Origin of the sequence: Streptomyces sp. NRRL F-5650 (genome assembly GCF_000721365.1) — a bacterium.
In the GTDB taxonomy this organism is placed as follows: Bacteria; Actinomycetota; Actinomycetes; order Streptomycetales; family Streptomycetaceae; genus Streptomyces; species Streptomyces ardesiacus.
The window spans coordinates 209585-230529 of the sequence record NZ_JOGV01000011.1 but is presented as its reverse complement, the minus strand read 5'-3'; the positions used below and the strand labels follow the sequence as shown (position 1 = coordinate 230529).

Annotated in this window: 18 protein-coding genes; 10 read left to right on the top strand and 8 right to left on the bottom strand. The window is 71.9% G+C overall.

Annotation, left to right across the window (positions count from 1 at the left end; translation table 11 throughout):
* Positions 1 to 51 precede the first annotated feature (51 nt).
* A complete protein-coding gene (locus tag IG88_RS0113790; protein ID WP_031039653.1) occupies positions 52 to 1587 on the bottom strand; it encodes a gamma-aminobutyraldehyde dehydrogenase in 1536 nt (511 codons plus the stop codon).
* 202 nt (positions 1588 to 1789) lie between these two features.
* On the opposite strand from IG88_RS0113790, the gene IG88_RS0113785 reads away from it, so the two are divergent.
* Entirely contained in the window at positions 1790 to 2434 is a 645-nt protein-coding gene (locus IG88_RS0113785) for an NADAR family protein (RefSeq protein ID WP_420712086.1), read from the top strand.
* 128 nt (positions 2435 to 2562) lie between these two features.
* Here the strand turns inward: IG88_RS0113785 and IG88_RS0113780 are convergent, their stop codons facing one another.
* Together IG88_RS0113780 and IG88_RS0113775 are read right to left on the bottom strand one after the other, a co-directional pair.
* Positions 2563 to 3012, bottom strand: coding sequence for a DUF4190 domain-containing protein (locus tag IG88_RS0113780; RefSeq protein ID WP_031039648.1), 450 nt, complete (start codon positions 3010 to 3012; stop codon positions 2563 to 2565).
* 58 nt (positions 3013 to 3070) lie between these two features.
* Complete coding sequence (locus IG88_RS0113775; RefSeq protein WP_031039645.1) at positions 3071 to 3772, bottom strand: DUF4190 domain-containing protein; 702 nt, start codon at positions 3770 to 3772, stop codon at positions 3071 to 3073.
* 157 nt (positions 3773 to 3929) lie between these two features.
* On the opposite strand from IG88_RS0113775, the gene IG88_RS0113770 reads away from it, so the two are divergent.
* The 3 genes from IG88_RS0113770 to IG88_RS0113760 all read left to right on the top strand — a co-directional run bounded on the left by IG88_RS0113770 (position 3930) and on the right by IG88_RS0113760 (position 7061).
* Positions 3930 to 4991 carry an adenosine deaminase gene (locus IG88_RS0113770; RefSeq protein ID WP_031039642.1) on the top strand — a complete coding sequence of 354 codons (1062 nt, stop codon included), beginning with the start codon at positions 3930 to 3932 and terminating at the stop codon, positions 4989 to 4991.
* A gap of 15 nt (positions 4992 to 5006) precedes the next feature.
* Complete coding sequence (locus IG88_RS0113765; RefSeq protein WP_031039639.1) at positions 5007 to 5708, top strand: glycerophosphodiester phosphodiesterase; 702 nt, start codon at positions 5007 to 5009, stop codon at positions 5706 to 5708.
* A 177-nt stretch (positions 5709 to 5885) separates the two neighbouring features.
* Positions 5886 to 7061, top strand: coding sequence for a serine hydrolase domain-containing protein (locus tag IG88_RS0113760; protein WP_031039636.1), 1176 nt, complete (start codon positions 5886 to 5888; stop codon positions 7059 to 7061).
* A 60-nt stretch (positions 7062 to 7121) separates the two neighbouring features.
* On the opposite strand, the gene IG88_RS0113755 is transcribed toward IG88_RS0113760, so the two are convergent.
* From IG88_RS0113755 to IG88_RS0113745, 3 genes are all read right to left on the bottom strand, one after another.
* Entirely contained in the window at positions 7122 to 7661 is a 540-nt protein-coding gene (locus tag IG88_RS0113755; protein ID WP_031039633.1) for an HXXEE domain-containing protein, read from the bottom strand.
* A gap of 116 nt (positions 7662 to 7777) precedes the next feature.
* A complete protein-coding gene (locus IG88_RS0113750) occupies positions 7778 to 9334 on the bottom strand; it encodes a glycosyl hydrolase 53 family protein (protein WP_031039631.1) in 1557 nt (518 codons plus the stop codon).
* Positions 9335 to 9467: 133 nt separating this feature from the next.
* Positions 9468 to 11465 (bottom strand): beta-galactosidase, encoded by a 1998-nt coding sequence (locus IG88_RS0113745; protein WP_031039628.1) that lies wholly within the window; start codon positions 11463 to 11465, stop codon positions 9468 to 9470.
* Positions 11466 to 11656: 191 nt separating this feature from the next.
* Here IG88_RS0113745 and IG88_RS0113740 point away from each other — a divergent pair, with 191 nt between their 5' ends.
* Genes IG88_RS0113740 through IG88_RS0113725 form a run of 4 tightly spaced genes read left to right on the top strand, consistent with a single transcriptional unit; the run spans position 11657 to position 15859 of the window.
* Entirely contained in the window at positions 11657 to 12985 is a 1329-nt protein-coding gene (locus IG88_RS0113740; protein ID WP_031039626.1) for an extracellular solute-binding protein, read from the top strand.
* Positions 12982 to 13908 carry a carbohydrate ABC transporter permease gene (locus IG88_RS0113735; protein WP_031039623.1) on the top strand — a complete coding sequence of 309 codons (927 nt, stop codon included), beginning with the start codon at positions 12982 to 12984 and terminating at the stop codon, positions 13906 to 13908. Before IG88_RS0113740 ends, IG88_RS0113735 begins: the two co-directional genes overlap by 4 nt.
* The gene (locus tag IG88_RS0113730; protein WP_031039621.1) at positions 13905 to 14813 is read left to right on the top strand and encodes a carbohydrate ABC transporter permease; all 909 of its coding nucleotides are present in this window, start codon (positions 13905 to 13907) and stop codon (positions 14811 to 14813) included. The genes IG88_RS0113735 and IG88_RS0113730 overlap by 4 nt, the downstream gene beginning before the upstream one ends.
* Positions 14810 to 15859, top strand: coding sequence for a LacI family DNA-binding transcriptional regulator (locus IG88_RS0113725; RefSeq protein WP_031039618.1), 1050 nt, complete (start codon positions 14810 to 14812; stop codon positions 15857 to 15859). The genes IG88_RS0113730 and IG88_RS0113725 overlap by 4 nt, the downstream gene beginning before the upstream one ends.
* A gap of 68 nt (positions 15860 to 15927) precedes the next feature.
* Here IG88_RS0113725 and IG88_RS0113720 read toward each other — a convergent pair whose 3' ends face one another.
* The gene (locus IG88_RS0113720) at positions 15928 to 17118 is read right to left on the bottom strand and encodes a polyamine ABC transporter substrate-binding protein (RefSeq protein WP_031039616.1); all 1191 of its coding nucleotides are present in this window, start codon (positions 17116 to 17118) and stop codon (positions 15928 to 15930) included.
* Positions 17119 to 17286: 168 nt separating this feature from the next.
* A complete protein-coding gene (locus tag IG88_RS0113715) occupies positions 17287 to 18726 on the bottom strand; it encodes a gamma-aminobutyraldehyde dehydrogenase (RefSeq protein ID WP_031039613.1) in 1440 nt (479 codons plus the stop codon).
* A 165-nt stretch (positions 18727 to 18891) separates the two neighbouring features.
* Between IG88_RS0113715 and IG88_RS0113710 the strand changes: the two genes are divergently transcribed.
* Positions 18892 to 19407, top strand: a complete 516-nt coding sequence (locus IG88_RS0113710) for an Lrp/AsnC family transcriptional regulator (RefSeq protein ID WP_030402280.1) — start codon at positions 18892 to 18894, stop codon at positions 19405 to 19407.
* A 3-nt stretch (positions 19408 to 19410) separates the two neighbouring features.
* A complete protein-coding gene (locus tag IG88_RS0113705; RefSeq protein ID WP_031039611.1) occupies positions 19411 to 20784 on the top strand; it encodes an aspartate aminotransferase family protein in 1374 nt (457 codons plus the stop codon).
* Positions 20785 to 20945 lie beyond the last annotated feature (161 nt).

The following is a 20945-nucleotide window of genomic DNA, read 5'->3' as shown; positions in this document are numbered from 1 at the left end:
GTGGTTGCCCTTTCGGGTGGGTCGGCCGTGGTCGGCGGCCTCTCGTCGTGACTACCGGTCCCCGAAGACGGTGCGGTGCCAGTCCTTGGCCGCCACCGCGGTGTTGTCGAACATGACGTGCTTGACCTGCGTGTACTCCTCGAAGGAGTAGGCGGACATGTCCTTGCCGAAGCCGGACGCCCGGTAACCGCCGTGCGGCATCTCGCTGATGATCGGGATGTGGTCGTTGATCCACACGCAGCCCGCCTTGATCTCGCGGGTGGCGCGGTTCGCCCGGTACACGTCCCGGCTCCAGGCGGAGGCGGCGAGCCCGTACGGCGTGTCGTTGGCCAGCCGGATGCCCTCGTCGTCGGTGTCGAAGGGCAGCACGACCAGCACCGGCCCGAAGATCTCGCACTGGACGGCCTCGCTGTCCTGCGCGGCGTCCGCGACGAGGGTGGGCCGGTAGTAGGCACCGTCCTTGAGGTCGCCCTGGGGTGCCTCGCCGCCGGTCACCACGCGCGCGTAGGAGCGGGCCCGGTCGACGAACCCGGCGACGCGGTCCCGCTGGACGTGGCTGACCAGCGGACCGAGGTCGGTGCCGTCGGCGAAGGGGTCGCCGACGCGGACGGTGTCCATGAGCGCGGCAGTCCGCTCGACGAACGCCTCGTACAGGGGCCGCTGCACGTAGGCGCGCGTGGCGGCCGTGCAGTCCTGGCCGGTGTTGATGAGGGCGCCCGCGACCGCGCCGTTGACGGCGGCGTCGAGGTCGGCGTCGTCGAAGACGAGGAAGGGCGCCTTGCCGCCCAGTTCCAGGTGGAGGCGCTTGACGGTGGCGGTGGCGACCTCGGCGACGCGCTTGCCGACCGCGGTGGAACCGGTGAAGGAGGTCATGGCGACGTCGGGGTGCGCCACGAGGTGCTCGCCTGCCTCCCGTCCCGTGCCGCTGACGATGTTGATCACGCCGTCCGGGATGCCGGCCTCGGTCGCCGCCTGGGCGAACATCAAGGAGGTGAGCGGGGTGATCTCTGCGGGCTTGAGCACGACGGTGTTGCCCGCGGCGATCGCCGGGAGGATCTTCCAGGCGGCCATCTGGAGCGGGTAGTTCCAGGGCGCGACCGACCCGACGACGCCGATCGGCTCGCGGCGCACGTACGACGTGTGGTCGCCGGAGTACTCCCCCGCCGACTGTCCCTGCAGGTGCCGGGCGGCGCCCGCGAAGAAGGCCGCGTTGTCGACGGTGCCCGGCACGTCGAACTCCCGGGTCAGCTTCAGCGGCTTGCCGCACTGCAGGGACTCCGCGCGGGCGAAGTCCTCGGCGCGCTCGGCGAGGACGGCGGCGAACCGGTGCAGGGCGTCGGAGCGCTCGGCGGGGGTGGCACCGGCCCAGCCCGGGAATGCCTCCCGCGCGGCGGCGACGGCGGCGTCGACGTCACCGGGTCCGGCCAGTTCGTAGGTCAGGACCTCCTCGCCGGTGGCCGGGTCGACGACGGTGTGCGTGTGTCCGGAGGTGCCCTTGGTGAGACGGCCCGCGATGTACTGGGCCCCGTCGGCGAAGCGGTCCTGGGCCGGGAATCGGTCCACAGTGGCGTTGCCCGGGTTGTGCATGTCGGCTCTCCTCGGTCTCCCCATGACGGGGGCCGGTGTGGCTCAGGCTCGATGTGAGTGCCGATCCTGACAGAGCACTAGGTCGTCAACAAGTGATTCCGTTGTTGCCATTTGGTTACGCGACGGAATCTGTCGACCAGGTGTCGAGTCGCCACGGAAAAGGGCGGACGGAGTGTCAGTGGCGCCTGCCACACTCGCGTGCATGGAGAAGATCACGGGGGCCGACGAGAAGATCACGAGGGCCGAGCGGAGTGCGGCGGCCGGGCGGAGTGCGGGGGTGACCATGGAGGCCGTCGGCGACCGGGAAGCGCTGGTGGCGCGGGTCAGGTCGGGCGAGCGGATCAAGTACCTGTGCTTCTGGGGGCACCGGCCGCTCCCGGACGGCAGGGTCGGGCCGAGCTGTCTGAGCCAGTGGTGGCCGTCGCCGTTCACGGTGGCCGGGGTGGAGTACCGGACGGCCGAGCACTGGATGATGGCCGGCAAGGCCCGGCTCTTCCGGGACCCGGAGGCCGAGCGACGGGTGCTGGCCGCGGCACACCCCGCTCAGGCGAAGAAGGCGGGCCGGCTGGTGCGCGGCTTCGACGAGGCGGTGTGGGAGCGGGAGCGGTTCGGGATCGTGGTGGAGGGCAGCGTCCACAAGTTCGCCTCGGACCCGGCCCTGCGGACGTACCTGCTGAACACGGGCGACAGGGTGCTGGTGGAGGCGAGTCCCGTGGACCGGGTCTGGGGCATCGGTCTGGCCGCGGACGACGGGGCGGCGACGGACCCCGAGCGCTGGCGGGGAGCGAACCTGCTGGGTTTCGCGCTGATGGCCGCCCGCGAGCGGCTGCGCGCGAGCGGCGCGTGAGTGACCGCTGAAAGGCTCCTGAGCAGTTCCTGAGCGGCCGGGGGACGGCCCGAAAGCCGCCCCCTCTCATTCGGGCACGGCCCGGCCCGGGTTTCCGGCACGGCCCCGTACGGCCCGTACGGCCCGGCTCAGGCGATGCTCATCAGACTCGCGAAGGCGAGGAAGCCGAGCAGCGGCAGGATCACGGTGGCGATGATGCCGAGCACGAGACCGGCGGTCGCGGAGCCCTTGTTGGTGGCCTCGCCCCGGTTGGCCTTCCCCCGGCCTATCGCCCCGAAGATGATCCCGAGGATGCCGAGGATCACGCCGAAGAACCAGAGCAGGAAGGTCAGACTGCACACCACGCCGATGATGCCGAGGACCAGTCCCGTGGTTCCCATGCCGTTGCTCGGCTGCACCGGCATGCCGTAGCCGGGGCCCTGCGGATGCCCCACGGGCGGGGCGGCCGGATAGGACGGGCCCTGGTTCGGGTAGCCGTACCCGGGCGCGGACTGCGGGTAGGCGTAGCCCCCGGCGGGCGGCGGGCCCTGCTGCGGCGGCGGCCCGTACCCGCCGGGTCCGGGATTGGAGTACGACATGAACTGATCTCCCCTCGTTGGCGGCTGACATCGTAGAGGCAGGGCCGGGGGGAGGGCCTCAGCTTTCCGCCGTCACGGAGACCGGTGCGGAGACGGGCACGGAGACCGGTGCGGAGACGGGCACGGCCCGTGCGGCACCGTAGTAGGGATCGTCGTCGAACGAGTCGTCGTTGATCGCGGCCGTGATGCCCACGGCGATCAGCACGATCACGGCGACGCCGAGGACGACGCCGACGATGCCCATCACGAACCCGGCCTGCGCCTGCCCGTGGTTGTTGGCCAGGCCCAGCTCCGCCTTCCTGCGGCCCTTGACCCCGAAGACGATGGCGAGGACGCCGAGCACCAGGGAGACCACGCCGTACACGCAGAACAGGGCGCAGGCCAGGATGCCCAGCACCATCGACGCGGTGCCCATGCCGTTCTGCGGGGCCATCGGCATGCCGGGCCAGCCGTAGCCGTGGCCGTACCCGGGGTAGCCGTATCCGCCGGGGGCACCGGCGCCGTCGGGTGCGACCGGCGGGGGCGGCACCGCGGACCCGGGGCCGGGGAACCCGCCACCCGGCATCGAGGTGACCGTGGCCTGGTCGTGCACGCCCGGCGGCGGCTGCCAGGGCGGCGGCCCGTCGGAGGCGGGCGGCCGGGGCGGCTCCTGCTCCGGTCCCGCCGCGGCACCCTTGTCCAGGGACGGCCCGCTCTCCGGGGGCGCCCAGGGGTCGTGCCCGTCGGCGGAGTCCCCGTCGGGCCGTATCGCGTCCGTCATCTCTCGTCCCCCCGGGGTCGTTCGTGCCCGCCATGCTACGGTCCCGGACCGCCGGGCGTGCGACCGGCCTACGATGATCCCCGGACCACCGATCAGCCGATCACCCGCGCCCCACCGCCGCCTCGCGCGGCCCGGGCGCCGCCCCGGGGAGGAACCCTTGACCGAGCACCTCGTCGACCCCGACGTCCCGCGCGACCTGCACGCCTTCATCGCCGGGCTGCCGAAGGCCGAACTCCACGTCCACCACGTCGGCTCCGCCTCCCCGCGCATCGTCTCCGAACTGGCCGCGCGCCACCCCGACTCCAAGGTCCCCACCGACCCCGAGGCGCTGGTCGACTACTTCACCTTCACGGACTTCGCCCACTTCATCGACGTGTACCTGTCCGTGGTCGACCTGATCCGCACCCCGGAGGACGTCCGGCTGCTCACCTACGAGGTGGCCCGGGACATGGCCCGGCAGCAGGTGCGGTACGCCGAGCTGACCATCACGCCGTTCTCCTCCACCCGGCGGGGCATCGACGAGGGCGCCTTCATGGACGCGATCGAGGACGCCCGCAAGGCGGCCGAGGCCGAGTTCGGGACCGTGCTGCGCTGGTGCTTCGACATTCCGGGCGAGGCCGGTCTGGAGTCCGCCGAGGAGACGACGCGGCTGGCCACCGACGACCGGCTGCGCCCCGAGGGCCTGGTCTCCTTCGGGCTCGGCGGGCCCGAGATCGGGGTGGCGCGCCCGCAGTTCAAGCCGTACTTCGACCGGGCGATCGCCGCGGGCCTGCACTCGGTGCCGCACGCCGGTGAGACCACGGGACCGCAGACGGTGTGGGACGCCCTGACCGACCTGCGCGCCGAGCGCATCGGACACGGCACCAGCTCGGCCCGGGACCCCGAGCTCCTGGCCCACCTCGCCGAGCGGCGCATCCCGCTGGAGGTGTGCCCGACCTCGAACATCGCCACCCGCGCGGTGCGCAGCCTGGACGAGCACCCGGTCAAGGAGTTCGTGCGCGCCGGCGTCCTGGTGACGATCAACTCCGACGACCCGCCGATGTTCGGCACCGACCTCAACAACGAGTACGCCGTCGCCGCCCGGCTCCTCGGCCTCGACGAGCGCGGCCTCGCCGGACTGGCGAAGGACGCGGTCGAGGCGTCGTTCCTCGACGCGCCGGGCAAGGCCAGGATCGCCGACGAGATCGACACGTACACCGCCGCCTGGCTCGCCTCCTGAGAGTTGCCGCCCCGTATGGACACCCCGCGCGCCCTGACCGCCGTCGCCCACCGCGGCGACCCCTACCGGCACCGCGAGAACACGCTCGCGTCGCTGCGTTCCGCCCTGGAGCGCGGCGCGGACGCGGTCGAGACCGACGTACGCCTGACCCGGGACGGCGTGCCGGTGCTGCTGCACGACGAGACGCTGAAGCGGCTGTGGGGGCCCGACCGGCCGCTGCGCTCGCTGTCGGCCGAGGAGGTGCGCGGACTGACGGCGGGCGGGGTGCCGACGCTGGCGGAGGCGCTGGCGGCCACGGACGGCAGCCGGCTGATGCTGGACCTGCCGGGCGGGCCTGGCGAGCGGGCGGTGCGGCGCATCGTGGACGTGGTCCGCGAGTGCGGCGCGCGGGACCGGGTGTACTACACCGCGGGCGCCGCCGCCATGCTCGCCGTGCGGGCCGCCGACCCGGCCGCCGAGATCGCCCTGACCTGGACGACGGCGGCACCGCCCCGGCCCGCGCTGCTGGCGGCGGTCAAACCCCGGTGGCTCAACTACCGGTTCGGGCTGGTGGACCGGGCCCTGGCGGACCGTGTCCACGCCGACGGTCTCCTGCTGTCGGTGTGGACCCCGGACACCCGCCGCACGATGCGCCGGCTGATCGCCTCGGGCGTCGACTCCGTCACCACCAACCGCATCGAGGTCCTGACCGCGCTGCGGGACGGACGCCCCCGGTAGGGCGCTCGGTGGCACCGGGCCCGTAGGGGTCGTCCCGCATCCGTCCCGCAGCGTGCTCCCCCGTTCCCCGAGACCCGGTTCGGGGTACGGGCCCTCCTCGCCGACGATCCGGTGCCCGGCCGGGCACACAAAGATGATCATCGAACGTTCCACCCCTTCACGGAACTGGAGCCGCCGATGCGTGCCCGTACCTCCTCCGTCCTCGCCGCCTGCCTGGTGCTCGCGCTGTCCGCCGGACCGCTGACGGCGGCCCCCGCGTCCGCGGCTCCCACCGCGGCCACCGCCACCGCCGCCGCCACCGCCGCGCACCAACCGGACGTGCCGGACGCGAAGGCGCTGCGCGCGGCCCTCGCCCCGGTCCCGGGCGAACACGCCACGGCCGCGCTCGTCCGGGTCGGGCACACCGACGGCGACTGGCACGGCAGCGCGGGCGTGCGCGACCTGGCCGGCGGACGGCCGGCCCACCCGGACGCCCGGTTCCGGGCCGGTTCGGTCACCAAGGTCGTCACGGCCGCCACCGTCCTGCGGCTGGCGGCCCGGGGCGACGTCGACCTGGACGCGCCGGTGCAGGGCTACCTGCCCGAGCTGTTCACTGGGGCCTTCGACAAACCGATCAGCGTGCGTCAACTGCTCAACCACACCAGCGGCGTTCCGGAGGGCGACGGGCCGGGCGACGACTTCGCCGAGCAGTACGCGCACCGCTTCGACACCCTGACCCCGCGGGAGGTCGTGGCGTCGGCGATCGCGAAGGGACCGGAGTTCGACCCGGGCGACCAGCAGCACTACCTGAACATCAACTACACGATCCTCGGCTTCCTGATCGAGAAGGTGACGGGGCGTTCCTACGCCGCCGAGGCCACGCGCCTGGTCCTGCGCCCGGCCGGGATGCGGCACACGTACTTCCCCGGCACCGACCCGCGCATCCGGGGCCCGCACAACCGGGGTTACCAGGCCGTGGAGCAGCCGGACGGAACGACGCGGATGCTCGACGTGACCGAGTGGAACCAGGCGGACCGCTGGGCGGCCGGTGACATGATCTCGACGACGGCCGACCTGGAGCGGCTGCTCACCTCGCTGTTCCGGGGACGGATCGTGCCCGGGCCGCAGTTGGAGGAGATGTTCACGACCCCGCCGGGGCTGCCGGAGGCACACCGCAGCGCGGGGCTGGAGTACACGGAGGCCGACGGCCAGGTCTTCTGGGGCAAGTCCGGCTCGCGCTACGGCTACAGCGCGCTCATCGGCGGCACCCGCGACCTCTCGCGCACCCTCGTGTACTCGGTCAACGCCACCGACGCCAAGGGCGCGGCGCGCAACCCGGTGCTCGACGCGATCACGACGGCCGCGCTGAAGTAGCCCCGGCTGCCGCCCGTCGGCCGCTCGCCCGTCGTTGGGCGGTCGTTCGCCCGCCGCTCCTCAGCCCTTCGTCAGCCGCCGCGCCACCCCGTGCGCCGCGACCGTCGCCGCGGCCGCGAAACCCAGGCCCGCGGCGAGGTCGCGCGGGCGCGTGGCGCGCAGGACCCCGGCGCGGCGCAGCCGGTGACGGGCCCACAGGGTGAAGGGGACGACGACCAGCGGTGAGGTGGCCGACCCGGGCGTGCAGCCGCGCACCAGCGCCGCCTGGGCGAGGTGGACGAGGCCGTGCAGGCCGAAGGCGTTGAGCGCGCCCTGGTACACGGCCGAGCGGCCCCCGGTCAGCCGTCCCGCGACGGACGCCGCGGCCACGACGGCGCCCATCGCGCCGACCGCGACCGCGAACTCCCGTCCGTCCACCGGCCCGGCCCGCCGCCACACTGCCTGCGGCACGGCCGGACAGCGCTCGCGCAGGGCGGGGAGGTTGCGCCGCCACCAGCCCGGCACGGTCGCCAGTTCCTCGAGGTCGTGCAGGGCCCAGGCGGCCAGCAGCCCCAGTGTGACCGCGGCGGCCACCTCTTCATCACCCGATGAATTCGTCACGGGATCAGTCTGCTGCACCCCCACGGTCCCGTTCCACCGCTTCGCGGGCCCCGCCCGCCGACGAGACCGGCCCGCACACCGCCGGCCGGCTCGCCGTCCGGGCCCCGGGCCGGCGCTCAGCGGTGCCGGAACCAGGCCTGGGCTGCCGTCGGTACGCCGTCGAAGTCGAACAGGGCCTGGTTCTCCCAGGCGTTGCCGCTGGACGGGTCGGCCGGGTCCCAGCCGTTGCCCGCCCTCGCCGTCCAGGTGGCGTCCCACCAGAAGGCGCCGAGGCCACGACCGTTCGGCACGGCCTCGACCACGCTGAGCAGGTCACGGAACCAGGCGGCCTGGCCCGCCCCGGTCGCCGCGTAGCCGGCAACGAGCTCCGACTCCAGGTCGATCACGTTCTCCCAGGAGTCGTCGCCGTCCAGCGTGAACGGGTACGCGGTCTCGGCGACGTAGAGATCCCTGCCGTAGCGGGTGGCCAGGTCGTCCATGTTGGCCTGGAGGTCGGACAGGGAGCCGTGCCAGTAGCCGTAGAAGGACAGGCCGATGACGTCGAAGGGGACTCCGTACGACACGGCGTTGTCGAACCAGGTGCGGTAGAGCGCGTTGTCGCCGCCGTTGGCGAGGTGCAGGGCGACCCGGGTGGCGGAGGAGACCGCCTTGGCGGCGTTCGCGCCGGCGGTCAGCAGACCCGCGAGCTGTGCCCAGTCGGAGGTGGAACCGGTCGGCCAGAGCATGCCCGCGTTGAGCTCGTTGCCGATCTGGACCATGTCGGCGGGGGTGCCCTGGGCCTTGAGCGCGTTCAGGACGTCGTAGGTGTGGTCGTGGACGTCGGTCGTGAGCCGGGCGTAGGAGTGGCCGGACCAGGCGGCGGGGACGGTCTGCGCGCCCGGGTCGGTCCAGGTGTCGGAGTAGTGGAAGTCGACGAGGAGTTTCAGGCCGGCGGCCTTGACGCGCCTGGCCATGGCAAGCGTGCGGGCCTTGTCGCAGTAGCCGTCGGCCGGGTCCACCCAGACGCGCAGCCGGGCGTGGTTCATGCCGGCGGAGGCGAGGACCCCGATCGCGTCGGCGCGGGCACCCGAGGGGTTCCGGTAGGTCGCGCCCATGTCCTCGTTCTTCTTCAGGGACGAGATGTCGGCGCCCCTGACGGCCAGGCCCGTGGCGCCCGGTGTGAGGGTGATGTCGTCGAAGTTGGCCCAGTCGCCGGCGTTCGCGTCGGAGTACAGGCGGACGGTGGCCGTGCCGTCGGTGACCGCGAGGGAGGTGACCAGGCGGAGCCACTCCCCGTTCGGCGTCGGGGGGAGGTCGGTGCGCTGTTCGCCGGCCGCGGTCCTGAGCCCTATGTACGCCTCGTTCTGGCCACCGCTGGAGCGGACCCAGGCGGTGAGGGTGTACATGCCGTTGCTCAGACCGGTGAGGTACTGGTAGGTCTCGACCCGGTACGCCGAGGACGCCCAGTGGGCCAGGCGCCGGCCGCCGGAGCGGCCACCCGCCTCGGCGTAGGCGGCGCCGCTCGTCCCGTACTGGGACCAGCCGGTCGTGCCCTGCTCGAAGCCGCCGTTGCCCAGGGTGCCGGACGCCGCGGCCCGTGGGGCGGGCAGGGCGAGGGCGGCCGCGCCGCCCAGGGCCGCGGTGAGTGCCGTTCTGCGGGTGAGCCTGCCCGGGGTTGCGGGGGTGCCGTGCATCGTCGATGTCCCTTCGACGTCGCTGTCTGTGGGCGGGGGGAGGTGTGGGGCGGCGCCGCGCGAAGGCCGCCGCGGCGCCGCCGTGACCCGCCGGGCTCCCCCATGGACCCGGCCGGGGCTCTGGGGAGGACGCCTACGGCGCCTCGTCGAGGCGGACCACGCGCACCGCACCGCCGGGCACCGCGACCCCGGCCGGCGCCCGCTCTCCGGTGAGGAGTTCGACGCCCCGGGCCGGCACCTTCACCTCGTCCGGCGTGTGGTTGATGGCGAACACGAACGTGCCGGTGGCGCCCGTGCGGGTCACCACCTCGACGTCCCGCGGGAGTCCGGGGCGCGGATCGATCCCCGCGTCGGCGCTCGCGGCCGCGAGGACGGGGCCCAGGCCGGCGGCGGACAGCCGGGTCGAGACGTACCAGGCCGTGCCCCGGCCGAAGGAGTGCCGGGTGACGGCCGGGCGCCCGGCCGTCAGCCCGTCCTCGTACGTCCAGACGGTCTCGGCGCCGCGCGGGACCACGAACTCGCTCCACACGTCGGCCGTCAGCTCGGCGCCCTCCGGGCCGGAGATCCGCACCGACTCCCCCGCGAGCAGCGGCGAGAACTCCTCGACGGTCAGGCCGAGGACGTCGCGGAAGGCCCCGGGACAGGCGCCGGGATGGACGGCGTCGTGCTCGTCGACGATGCCGGAGAAGTAGGAGACGACGAGCGTGCCGCCGTTCTCCACATAGGCGCGCAGGTTGCGGGCCGTGGCCTCGGTGGCCAGGTACAGCGCGGGAACGACGACCAGCGGATAGGCCGACAGGTCGGCTTCCGGGTGGGCGAAGTCGACGGTGAGGTGGTGGTCGTAGAGGGCCTCGTAGAAGGAGTCCGCGCGCTCGCGGGCGTCGTGGTCCTCGCTGGGGCGCCATTCCAGGCTCTGCGCCCACCACGCGTGCCAGTCCCACAGCACCGCCGCATCGGCGACCGTGCGGGTCTGGGCCACGGGAGCCAGCTCCCGCACCGCGGCGCCCAGTTCGCACACCTCACGCCACACCCGGGAGTCCGTCCCGGCGTGCGGCAGCATCGCGGAGTGGAACTTCTCGGCCCCGCGCCTCGACTGCCGCCACTGGAAGAACAACGCGCCCTCGGAGCCGCGCGCCACGTGGCCCAGTGAGTTCCTCGCCATCTGGCCCGGGGCCTTGGCCGGGTTGCGGGCCTGCCAGTTCACCCCCGACGTGGAGTGCTCGAGCAGCAGCCACGGCGCGCCGCCGGCGACGGACCGCGTGAGGTCGGCGGCCATGGCGAGGTTGACGTGGGTGCGGCGGCCGTCGGTGATCAGGTAGTGGTCGTTGGTGACGAGGTCGACCTCGCGGCCCCAGGCCCAGTAGTCGAGGGAGTCGCACTGGCTGAGGGCGGTCATGAAGTTGGTGGTGACGGGGATGCCGGGGGCGAGGCGGTGCAGGATGTCGCGCTCCCGCACGAAGTTCTCGCGCAGGGTGGCGTCGGCGAAGCGCCGGTAGTCGAGCTTCTGCGCCGGATTGCCGACGGTGGGGGTGAGGCGCGGCGGGTCGATCTCGGCGAAGGACCCGTAGCGCTGGCCCCAGAAGGCCGTCCCCCAGGCGTGGTTGACGTCCTCGACGCTCTCGTACGCCGCCGCGAGCCAGCGCCGGAAGTGCGCCGCGCAGCTCTCGCAGTAGCAGGCGCTGACCGGGACGCCGTACTCGTTGTGGACGTGCCACATCCGCACGGCCGGGTGCGTGCCGTAGCGGCGGGCGAGCTGTTCGGTGATGCGGCTCGACGCGTCGCGGTAGGCCTGGTTGCTGTGGCAGATGGCGCCGCGTGAGCCGAAGGCCAGACGGGTGCCGTCCTCCGTGACGGGCAGGGCGTCGGGGTGCCGGTCGTAGAACCACTTGGGCGGGGCGACGGTGGGCGTGCCCAGGTCGACGCCGATGCCGTTGTCGTGCAGCAGGTCGACGACCCGGTCGAGCCAGCCGAAGTCGTACGAGCCCGGTGCCGGCTCCAGCAGGGCCCACGAGAAGATCCCGACGCTCACCATCGTGACGCCGGCCTCACGCATCAGCCGGACGTCCTCCTGCCAGACGGATTCCGGCCACTGCTCGGGGTTGTAGTCGCCGCCGAAGGCGAGCCGCGCCATGAGGTACCCCCAAGGGAAAATCGATCAACTGAGAACGTGCACACACTTCATCGGCGGCACTGACCCAACATAAGCGCACAGCAACAACCATTGACAAGTGTCCAGGATGTTTCTCTACTGTGAACGCTCACAGAGCCTGAACCTTACGGCCACCACCCCGTTCCCTCGTCCGGTCAGGGAGACATCCAGCCATGCCCATCACGAAGCAGCACCGCCGCCTCGCCGCCACCGCCGCGGCGATCGCGCTCAGCGCCTCCGCACTCGCCGCCTGCGGCTCATCCGACGACGGCGACGCCGGCCAGGACGCCGCGGGCCCGGCGGACCTGACGTACTGGACCTGGACCCCCAACATGGACAAGGTCGTCGACCTGTGGAACAAGGGCCCCGGCAAGGAGCAGCAGATCCACGTCACGGTCAAGAAGCAGGCCTCCGGCGACACCCTCGTCACCAAGATCCTCACCGCCCACAAGGCGAAGAAGGCCCCCGACCTGGTGCAGGCCGAGTACCAGGCGCTGCCGACCCTGGTCAGCAACGACGCGCTGGCCGACATATCGGGCACGGCCGGCGAACTGAAGGGCAAGTTCGCGGACGGCCTGTGGCAGCAGGCGACGCTCGGCACGGACGCCGTGTACGCGGTGCCCCAGGACGCGGCGCCGATGATGTTCCTGTACCGCGAGGACCTGTTCGAGAAGTACGGCCTGAAGGTTCCGACGACCTGGGACGCGTTCGCCGACGTCGCCCGCGAGCTGAAGAAGAAGGCTCCCGACAAGGACCTGACCACCTTCTCCGCCAACGACTCCGGCCTCTTCGCCGGTCTCGCCCAGCAGGCCGGCGCGAAGTGGTGGAGCACCGAGGGCGACACGTGGAAGGTGGGCATCGACGACGCGGCGACGCGGAAGGTCGCCGACTTCTGGGGCGGCCTGGTCGCGGAGGGCGCCATCGACAACCAGCCGATGTACACGCCGGCCTGGAACAAGGCGCTCAACGACGGACGGCAGATCGCCTGGGTCAGCGCCGTCTGGGCCCCGGGCACCCTGACCACCGCGGCCCCCGACACCGAGGGCAAGTGGGCCATGGCCCCCCTGCCGCAGTGGGACGACACCTCGAACACGACCGGGAGCTGGGGCGGCTCCTCGACCGCCGTCACCACCGACAGCACCCACCAGAAGGCCGCCGCGACGTTCGCCGCCTGGCTGAACACCGACCCGAAGGCCCTGGCCGCGCTCGCCAAGGAGAGCGGCGTCTACCCGGCCGCCTCGGACGCCCAGCTCGGCGGCGCGTTCACCGAGCCCCCGGCCTTCTTCGCCAACCAGCCCGACTTCTACCCGCAGGCCGCGAAGATCGCCGAGACGACCGCACCCGCCGCGTGGGGGCCGAACGTGAACGTCGCGTACGCCACCTTCAAGGACGCCTTCGGCGCGGCCGCGAAGGACAAGTCGGACTTCGGCGCCGCCCTGCGGAAGATGCAGAGCGCGACCGTCGCCGACATGAGGAAGCAGGGCTTCGAGGTCGCCGAATGACCTCCCGCGCCACCCGGCGGCCGTACGGGGTCAAGAGCGCCCCGTACGGCTTCCTCCTCCCCGCCGGGGTCCTCTTCCTGCTCTTCTTCGCGCTGCCCATCGGGTACGCGCTCTGGCTCAGCCTGCACAAGGTCGAGGTCGAGGGCCTCGGCCTCGGCAGGAACGCCCGGCACGAGGTGTGGGCGGGCCTGTCCAACTACGCGGACGCCCTCACCGACTCCGAACTGCTGCACGGCGCGCTGCGCATCCTCGGCTACGGAGCGATCGTCGTCCCCGTGATGCTGGGCCTCGCGCTCGTCTTCGCCCTGATGCTGGACGCGGACCGGGTCCGCCTCACCCCGGTCACGCGCCTGGCGATCTTCCTGCCGTACGCGATCCCGGGCGTCGTGGCGGCCCTGCTGTGGGGCTTCCTCTACCTGCCCGACGTCAGCCCGTTCCACTTCGTGCTGGACCGGCTGGGCCTGCCGCAGCCGGACCTCCTGGACGGCGGTCCGCTGTACCTCGCCATGTCGAACATCGCGGTCTGGGGCGGCACCGGCTTCAACATGATCGTGATCTACACGTCGCTGCGTGCGATCCCCGCCGAGGTCTACGAAGCCGCCCGGCTCGACGGCTGCTCGCAACTGCAGATCGCCCTCCGCATCAAGATCCCGATGGTGGCGCCGTCGCTGGTCCTCACGGCGTTCTTCTCGATCATCGCGACGCTCCAGGTGTTCAACGAACCGACCACCCTGAAGCCGCTGACCAATGCACTGTCGACCACGTGGAGCCCGCTGATGCAGGTCTACCAGGACGCGTTCGTGAAGGGCGACATCCACTCCGCCGCCGCCACCGCCGTGATCATCGCCGCCGTCACGCTCGTGCTCTCCTTCGGGTTCCTGCGCGCCGCGAACTCCCGGAACCGGCAGGAGGAGGCCCGATGAGCCCGTCCGTCACCGCCCGCGGCGCGGCCCCCGCCGCGAGCACCGCACGGGGCACCGCCCAGGTCCCGCCGCCGCGCCGGCGGGTGGCCCTCGTCCCGACGGCCGTACTGGTCCTCGGCGCCCTGTACTGCCTGCTGCCGGTGGCGTGGGTGGTCGTCGCGTCGACGAAGTCGGGCAGCGAGCTGTTCTCGACCTTCACCTTCCTGCCCGGCTCCGGCTTCGCCGACAACGTCGGGGAACTGTCCGCCTACCGCGACGGCGTCTACTGGAAGTGGATGGCGAACTCGGCGCTGTACGCCGGCCTGGGCGCGCTCCTGTCGACCGCCGTGTCGGCGCTGAGCGGCTACGCCCTGGCCGTCTACCGCTTCCGCGGCCGCGAGTCGGTCTTCAACGTGCTGATGGCGGGCGTCCTGATGCCCCCGGTCATCCTGGCGGTCCCGCAGTACCTGCTGCTCGCGAAGGCCGACCTCACGGACTCCTACCTGTCCGTGCTGCTCCCGCTGGTCCTGTCCCCGTACGGCATCTACCTCGCGCGGATCTACGCGGCGGCGGCCGTGCCCGCGGACGTCGTCGAGGCGGGCCGGATGGACGGAGCCGGCGAGTGGCGCATCTTCACCCGTGTCGCACTGCCCATGATGGTGCCGGGTCTGGTGACGGTGTTCCTGTTCCAGTTCGTCGCCGTGTGGAACAACTTCCTGCTGCCGTACATCATGCTCAGCGACGACGAGAAGTTCCCGATCACGCTCGGCCTGTTCACGCTCCTCGAACAGGGCGCCAACACGCCCGCGCTGTACACCCTGGTGATCACCGGCGCGTTCCTCGCGATCGTCCCGCTGGTCGCTCTCTTCCTGGTCATTCAGCGGTTCTGGAGTCTGGACCTGCTGTCGGGAGCCGTAAAGTCATGACCATGAGCGCAACGGGGACCACGAGCGGCGGCCGGCGCAGGCCGCCGACGATCCACGACGTGGCGCGCGAGGCCGGGGTCTCGCGCGGCACGGTGTCGCGCGTCCTCAACGGCGGTCACTACGTGAGCCCGGCGGCCCGGGAGGCGGTCGACGCGGCGATCCGCAAGACCGGTTACGTGGTGAACCGGCACGCGCGCTCCCTCATCACGGGCCGCTCGGACTCGGTGGGCTTCCTGCTCACCGAGCCGCAGGAGCGCTTCTTCGAGGACCCCAACTTCAACGTGCTCCTGCGGGGTTGTACGCAGGCGCTCGCCGCCCACGACATCCCGCTCCTGCTGATGATCGCGGGCACGCGCGACGAACGCCGCCGGATCACGCGGTACATCACGGCGGGCCACGTCGACGGGGTGCTGCTCGTCTCCTCGCACTCCGGCGACCCCGTGGCGGCCGAACTGCGCGAGGCGGGCGTCCCGTTGGTGGCCTGCGGCAAGCCGGTCGGGCAGGGTCCGGCGGCGAAGGTGAGTTACGTCGCCGCCGACGACCGGGACGGGGCGCGGGACATGGTCCGGCACCTGCTGTCCCTCGGCCGGCGGCGCGTCGCCACGGTCACCGGCCCCCTCGACACCCCCGGCGGCGTGGAGCGGCTCGCCGGGTACCGGGAGGTCCTCGCGGAGGCCGGGATCGCCGAGGACGCGAAGCTGATCGTGTCCGGCGACTACAGCCGGGCCGGCGGCGAGGCCGCCGCGGTCCGGCTGCTCGGCCAGGCGCCCGACCTGGACGCGGTGTTCGTCGCCTCGGACCTGATGGCCCAGGGCGTCCTCGCCGCGCTGCAGCGGGCCGGGCGACGGGTGCCGCAGGACGTGGCGGTCGGCGGGTTCGACGACTCCCCGGCGGCCCTCGCCGCCCAGCCGGCCCTGACCACGATCCGCCAGCCCTGGGACCGGATCAGCGCGGAGATGGTGCGGGTACTGCTCGCCCAGGTCGGCGGCGAGGCCCCGGCGGCCGTCATACTGCCGACGGAACTGGTACGGCGGGACTCGGCCTGAGCCTGCCTCCTGGCCAGGGGGCACCCTCGGCCGGCGGGCTTCCCCACCCGGCTCCCCGGACCGGTCCGCTACACCCCCACGATCCCGTTCCACCGCTTCGCGAACTCCGCCCGCTCCCCCGCCGGGATGTCCCGCGCGATCGCGAGCCGTTCGCGCATCGCGGCGTCCGGGAAGATCAGCGGGTCCTCGGCCAGGGCGGCGGTCTCCTCGTCGCCGGAGGAGGCGAGGACGTCCCGGGCGGCGGGGACCGGGCAGACGTAGTTGACCCAGGCGGCCAGCTCGGCGGCGACCTCGGGCCGGTAGTAGTGGTCGATCAGCCGCTCGGCGTTGGCCTTGTGACGGGCCAGGTCGGGGATCATGAGGGACTCCGCCCACAGTTCGGCGCCCTCCTCCGGGACGACGAACTCGATGTCCGGGTCGTCCGCCTGGAGCTGGATCACGTCGCCGGAGTAGGCCTGGCAGGCCAGGACGTCGCCGCTGGAGAGGTCCTTGATGTAGTCGTTGCCGGTGAAGCGGCGGATCTGCCCCTTGGCGACCTGCTCCTCCACCTGCTCGCAGATCAGGTGGAAGTCGTCGGTCCGCCAGTCGGTGATGTCCACGCCGTTGCCCTGCATCAGCAGCGCGAACGCCTCGTCCATGCCCGACAGCAGGGTGACGCGGCCCTTGAGGTCGGCCGCCCACAGGTCGGACACGTGCCGGATCTCCCGGCCGAGCCTGCGCCGGTTGTAGGCGATGCCGGTGATGCCGGACTGCCAGGGCACGGTGAACCTGCGGCCGGGGTCGAAGGCGGGCGAACGCAGCAGCGGGTCCAGGTGCTCGGCGACGTTCGGCTGGCTGCCCCGGTCCATCTCCTGCACCCAGCCCAGCCGTACGAACCGCCCGCACATCCAGTCGCTGATGACGATCAGGTCCCGGTCGACGGGCCGGTGGTTCATCAGGGCCGGGCTGATCCTGCCGAAGAACTCGTCGTTGTCGTTGATCTCCTCGACGTAGTCGACGGAGATCCCCGTCTCCTTCTCGAACGCCTCCAGCGTGGGCCGCCGGCCGGGATGCTCGTCGTCGGTGTCGATGTACAGCGGCCAGTTGGCCCAGGTCAGCCTGGGCTCGACGGCGGACCGGTCGGGAGCGGCACGGTCGCCGGGGGCCACGTGGGCGGCGGGGACACCGCAGCCGGCCGGCACACCGAGCACGGCGGAGCCGCCCAGGCCGCGCAGCAGGGTACGGCGGGAGAGCGAGGGCGTTTTCGGGAGCAGGGGCATGGCACGAGCATCCCGTCGCACGCCCGCCGGGACAATCGACGCTGCGTCGAGCGGGCCGGGCCGGGCCGGACACCCTGTCGAGCGCCCGGAGTCCGCCCCGCACACGCCGCGGCCCCGGACGCCGGCCGTACGCCGGGGTCCGGGGCCGCGCCCGGCCGGTGAGGGGGATCAGGCGTCCAGCGACGTCATCACGTGCTTGATCCGGGTGTAGTCGTCGAAGCCGTACGCCGACAGGTCCTTGCCGTAGCCGGACTTCTTGAAGCCGCCGTGCGGCATCTCGGCGACCAGCGGGATGTGGGTGTTGATCCACACGCAGCCGAAGTCCAGCTTCTTGGACATCCGCATCGCGCGGCCGTGGTCCTTGGTCCACACCGAGGAGGCCAGCGCGTACTCCACGCCGTTGGCCCACTCGACGGCCTGGTCCTCGTCGCGGAAGGACTGCACGGTGATGACGGGGCCGAAGACCTCCTGCTGGATGATCTCGTCGTCCTGCTTGAGGCCCGAGACGACGGTCGGGGCGTAGAAGTACCCCTTGTCGCCCACCCGGTGGCCGCCCGCCTCGACCTTGGCGTGCGCGGGCAGGCGCTCGATGAACCCGGAGACCTGCTTGAGCTGGTTGGGGTTGTTGAGCGGGCCGTACAGCACGTCCTCGTCGTCCGGCTGCCCGGTCTTGATCTCGGACGCGGCCTTGGCGAGCGCGCTCACGAACTCGTCGTGGACCGACTCGTGGACCAGCACGCGGGTGGCCGCCGTACAGTCCTGGCCGGCGTTGAAGTAGCCCGCCTCCGAGATGCCCTCGACGGCCTTGGGGATGTCGGTGTCCTCGAAGACGACGACCGGGGCCTTGCCGCCCAGCTCCAGGTGGACGCGCTTGAGGTCCTTGGAGGCCGACTCGGCGACCGACATGCCGGCCCGCACGGAGCCGGTGATGGAGGCCATCGCCGGGGTTTCGTGCTCGACCATGAGGCGGCCGGTGTCGCGGTCGCCGCAGACGACGTTGAAGACGCCCCTGGGCACGACGGAGCCGATGATGTCGGCCATCAGGACGGTGGAGGCGGGGGTGGTGTCCGAGGGCTTGAGGACCACGGTGTTGCCCGCGGCGAGCGCCGGGGCGAACTTCCACACGGCCATCATCATCGGGTAGTTCCACGGCGCGACCTGCGCGCAGACACCGATGGGCTCGCGGCGCACGAAGGAGGTCAGCCCCTCCATGTACTCACCGGCGCCGCGGCCTTCGAGCATCCGCGCCGCACCCGCGAAGAAGCGGATCTGGTCGACCATCGGCGGGATCTCCTCGGAGCGGGTCAGCCCGATCGGCTTGCCCGTGTTCTCCACCTCGGCCGCGATCAGCTCCTCGGCCCGCTCCTCGAACGCGTCCGCGATCTTCAGCAGGGCCTTCTGCCGCTCGGCCGGGGTCGTGTCCCGCCACGCCGGGAAGGCCGCGGCGGCGGCCGCCATGGCCGCGTCCACGTCGGCCTGCCCGGACAGGGGGGCGGTCGCGTAGGCCTCGCCCGTGGCGGGGTTGACCACTTCCGTGGTCCGTCCGTCGGCGGCGTCCCGGAACTCACCGTCGATGTAGTTGCGCAGACGACGCAGCTCGGTGCTCACTGCCGGCCCTCCAAGTTCGGGTGTCCAGTAACTGAGACACCCACCCTAGACGGAGCGCCGACGTTTTCAACACCCCCGCTCCCCTCACGGTTGCGATATCCGCAGCTTCAAGCTACTCAAACAACGAATTTCATCGCTACGGCCTTGCGAAACTGTCGATACGTCGTGCACAGTGAAGCCGTGGCCAGTCGAAGCGCAGACCAGAAGGACACCCGCGAGTCCCGGAACGGCGGTCCCCAGTTGGACGCCGTCTCCCTCGCCATCATCGAGCAGCTCCAGGAGGACGGCCGCCGCCCCTACGCCGCCATCGGCAAGGCCGTGGGCCTCTCGGAGGCGGCCGTGCGCCAGCGCGTCCAGAAGCTGCTCGACCAGGGCGTGATGCAGATCGTCGCCGTCACGGACCCGCTCACGGTGGGCTTCCGGCGCCAGGCGATGGTCGGCGTCAACGTCGAGGGCGACGTGGAGTCCGTGGCCGAGGCGCTGGCCGCCATGTCCGAGTGCGAGTACGTGGTGATGACCGCGGGCTCCTTCGACCTGATGGTGGAGGTCGTCTGCGAGGACGACGACCACCTCCTGGAGGTCATCAACCGACGCATCCGGGCCGTCCCCGGGGTGCGCTCCACCGAGAGCTTCGTCTATCTCAAGCTCAAGAAGCAGACCTACATGTGGGGAACCCGATAAATCGTGAGCACCGAAAGCCCCAAGGACCTCAGCCGCACCGCCTACGACCACCTGTGGATGCACTTCACCCGCATGTCGTCGTACGAGAACGCCCCCGTCCCCACCATCGTCCGCGGTGAGGGCACCCACATCTACGACGACAAGGGCAGGCGCTACCTCGACGGACTCGCCGGCCTGTTCGTGGTCCAGGCCGGACACGGCCGCCAGGAGCTGGCGGAGACCGCCGCGAAGCAGGCGCGGGAACTGGCCTTCTTCCCCGTCTGGTCCTACGCCCACCCCAAGGCCGTCGAGCTGGCCGAGCGCCTGGCCCACGAGGCCCCCGGCGACCTCAACAAGGTCTTCTTCACCACGGGCGGCGGCGAGGCGGTCGAGACCGCGTGGAAGCTCGCGAAGCAGTACTTCAAACTGACCGGCAAGCCCACCAAGTACAAGGTGATCTCCCGCGCGGTGGCCTACCACGGCACTCCGCAGGGCGCCCTGTCCATCACCGGCCTGCCGGGACTCAAGGCCCCCTTCGAGCCGCTGGTGCCCGGCGCGCACAAGGTGCCGAACACCAACATCTACCGCGCCCCGCTCTTCGGCGACGACCCCGAGGCCTTCGGCCGGTGGGCCGCCGACCAGATCGAGCAGCAGATCCTCTTCGAGGGCCCGGACACGGTCGCGGCGGTCTTCCTGGAGCCCGTGCAGAACGCGGGCGGCTGCTTCCCGCCCCCGCCCGGCTACTTCCAGCGGGTCCGCGAGATCTGCGACCGGTACGACGTGCTGCTCGTCTCCGACGAGGTCATCTGTGCCTTCGGCCGCCTGGGCACGACCTTCGCCTGCGACAAGTTCGGCTACGTCCCGGACATGATCACCTGCGCCAAGGGCATGACCTCGGGCTACTCCCCGATCGGCGCCTGCATCGTCTCCGACCGCCTGGCCGAGCCGTTCTACCAGGGCGACAACACCTTCCTGCACGGCTACACGTTCGGCGGCCACCCGGTCTCCGCGGCGGTCGGCGTCGCCAACCTCGACCTGTTCGAGCGCGAGGGCCTCAACCAGCACGTGCTGGACAACGAGGGCGCCTTCCGCGCCACCCTGGAGAAGCTGCACGACCTGCCGATCGTCGGCGACGTCCGCGGCAACGGCTTCTTCTACGGCATCGAACTGGTCAAGGACAAGACCACCAAGGAGTCCTTCGACGAGGAGGAGACCGAGCGGGTCCTGTACGGCTTCCTGTCGAAGAAGCTGTTCGACAACGGCCTGTACTGCCGTGCCGACGACCGCGGCGACCCGGTCATCCAGCTCGCCCCGCCGCTGATCTCCAGTCAGGAGACCTTCGACGAGATCGAGCAGATCCTGCGCGCCACGCTCACGGAGGCGTGGACGAAGCTCTGATCATCCTCTGATCGTTCCTTGAGAGGATCATCTCCGGCCCCGGCGCCGCCCGTTCGAGTGAGACACGGCGGCCCGGGGCCTCGTGCTGTCCGGCCCCCGCGCGGGGACTGCCTAGCGTGCCCAGTGACCGATCGGCCCCGTCTTCGTTCCCCCGGAAGGGG

What these genes read in the sequence shown, in the direction of transcription:
- IG88_RS0113740 (WP_031039626.1), top strand. Translation starts at nt 11,657, where the DNA reads ATGCCCATCACGAAGCAGCACCGCCGCCTCGCCGCCACCGCCGCGGCG.
- IG88_RS0113750 (WP_031039631.1), bottom strand. Translation starts at nt 9,334, where the DNA reads ATGCACGGCACCCCCGCAACCCCGGGCAGGCTCACCCGCAGAACGGCA.
- IG88_RS0113790 (WP_031039653.1), bottom strand. Translation starts at nt 1,587, where the DNA reads ATGCACAACCCGGGCAACGCCACTGTGGACCGATTCCCGGCCCAGGAC.
- IG88_RS0113785 (WP_420712086.1), top strand. Translation starts at nt 1,790, where the DNA reads ATGGAGAAGATCACGGGGGCCGACGAGAAGATCACGAGGGCCGAGCGG.
- IG88_RS0113765 (WP_031039639.1), top strand. Translation starts at nt 5,007, where the DNA reads ATGGACACCCCGCGCGCCCTGACCGCCGTCGCCCACCGCGGCGACCCC.
- IG88_RS0113745 (WP_031039628.1), bottom strand. Translation starts at nt 11,465, where the DNA reads ATGGCGCGGCTCGCCTTCGGCGGCGACTACAACCCCGAGCAGTGGCCG.
- IG88_RS0113735 (WP_031039623.1), top strand. Translation starts at nt 12,982, where the DNA reads ATGACCTCCCGCGCCACCCGGCGGCCGTACGGGGTCAAGAGCGCCCCG.
- IG88_RS0113725 (WP_031039618.1), top strand. Translation starts at nt 14,810, where the DNA reads ATGACCATGAGCGCAACGGGGACCACGAGCGGCGGCCGGCGCAGGCCG.
- IG88_RS0113780 (WP_031039648.1), bottom strand. Translation starts at nt 3,012, where the DNA reads ATGTCGTACTCCAATCCCGGACCCGGCGGGTACGGGCCGCCGCCGCAG.
- IG88_RS0113730 (WP_031039621.1), top strand. Translation starts at nt 13,905, where the DNA reads ATGAGCCCGTCCGTCACCGCCCGCGGCGCGGCCCCCGCCGCGAGCACC.
- IG88_RS0113760 (WP_031039636.1), top strand. Translation starts at nt 5,886, where the DNA reads ATGCGTGCCCGTACCTCCTCCGTCCTCGCCGCCTGCCTGGTGCTCGCG.
- IG88_RS0113775 (WP_031039645.1), bottom strand. Translation starts at nt 3,772, where the DNA reads ATGACGGACGCGATACGGCCCGACGGGGACTCCGCCGACGGGCACGAC.
- IG88_RS0113720 (WP_031039616.1), bottom strand. Translation starts at nt 17,118, where the DNA reads ATGCCCCTGCTCCCGAAAACGCCCTCGCTCTCCCGCCGTACCCTGCTG.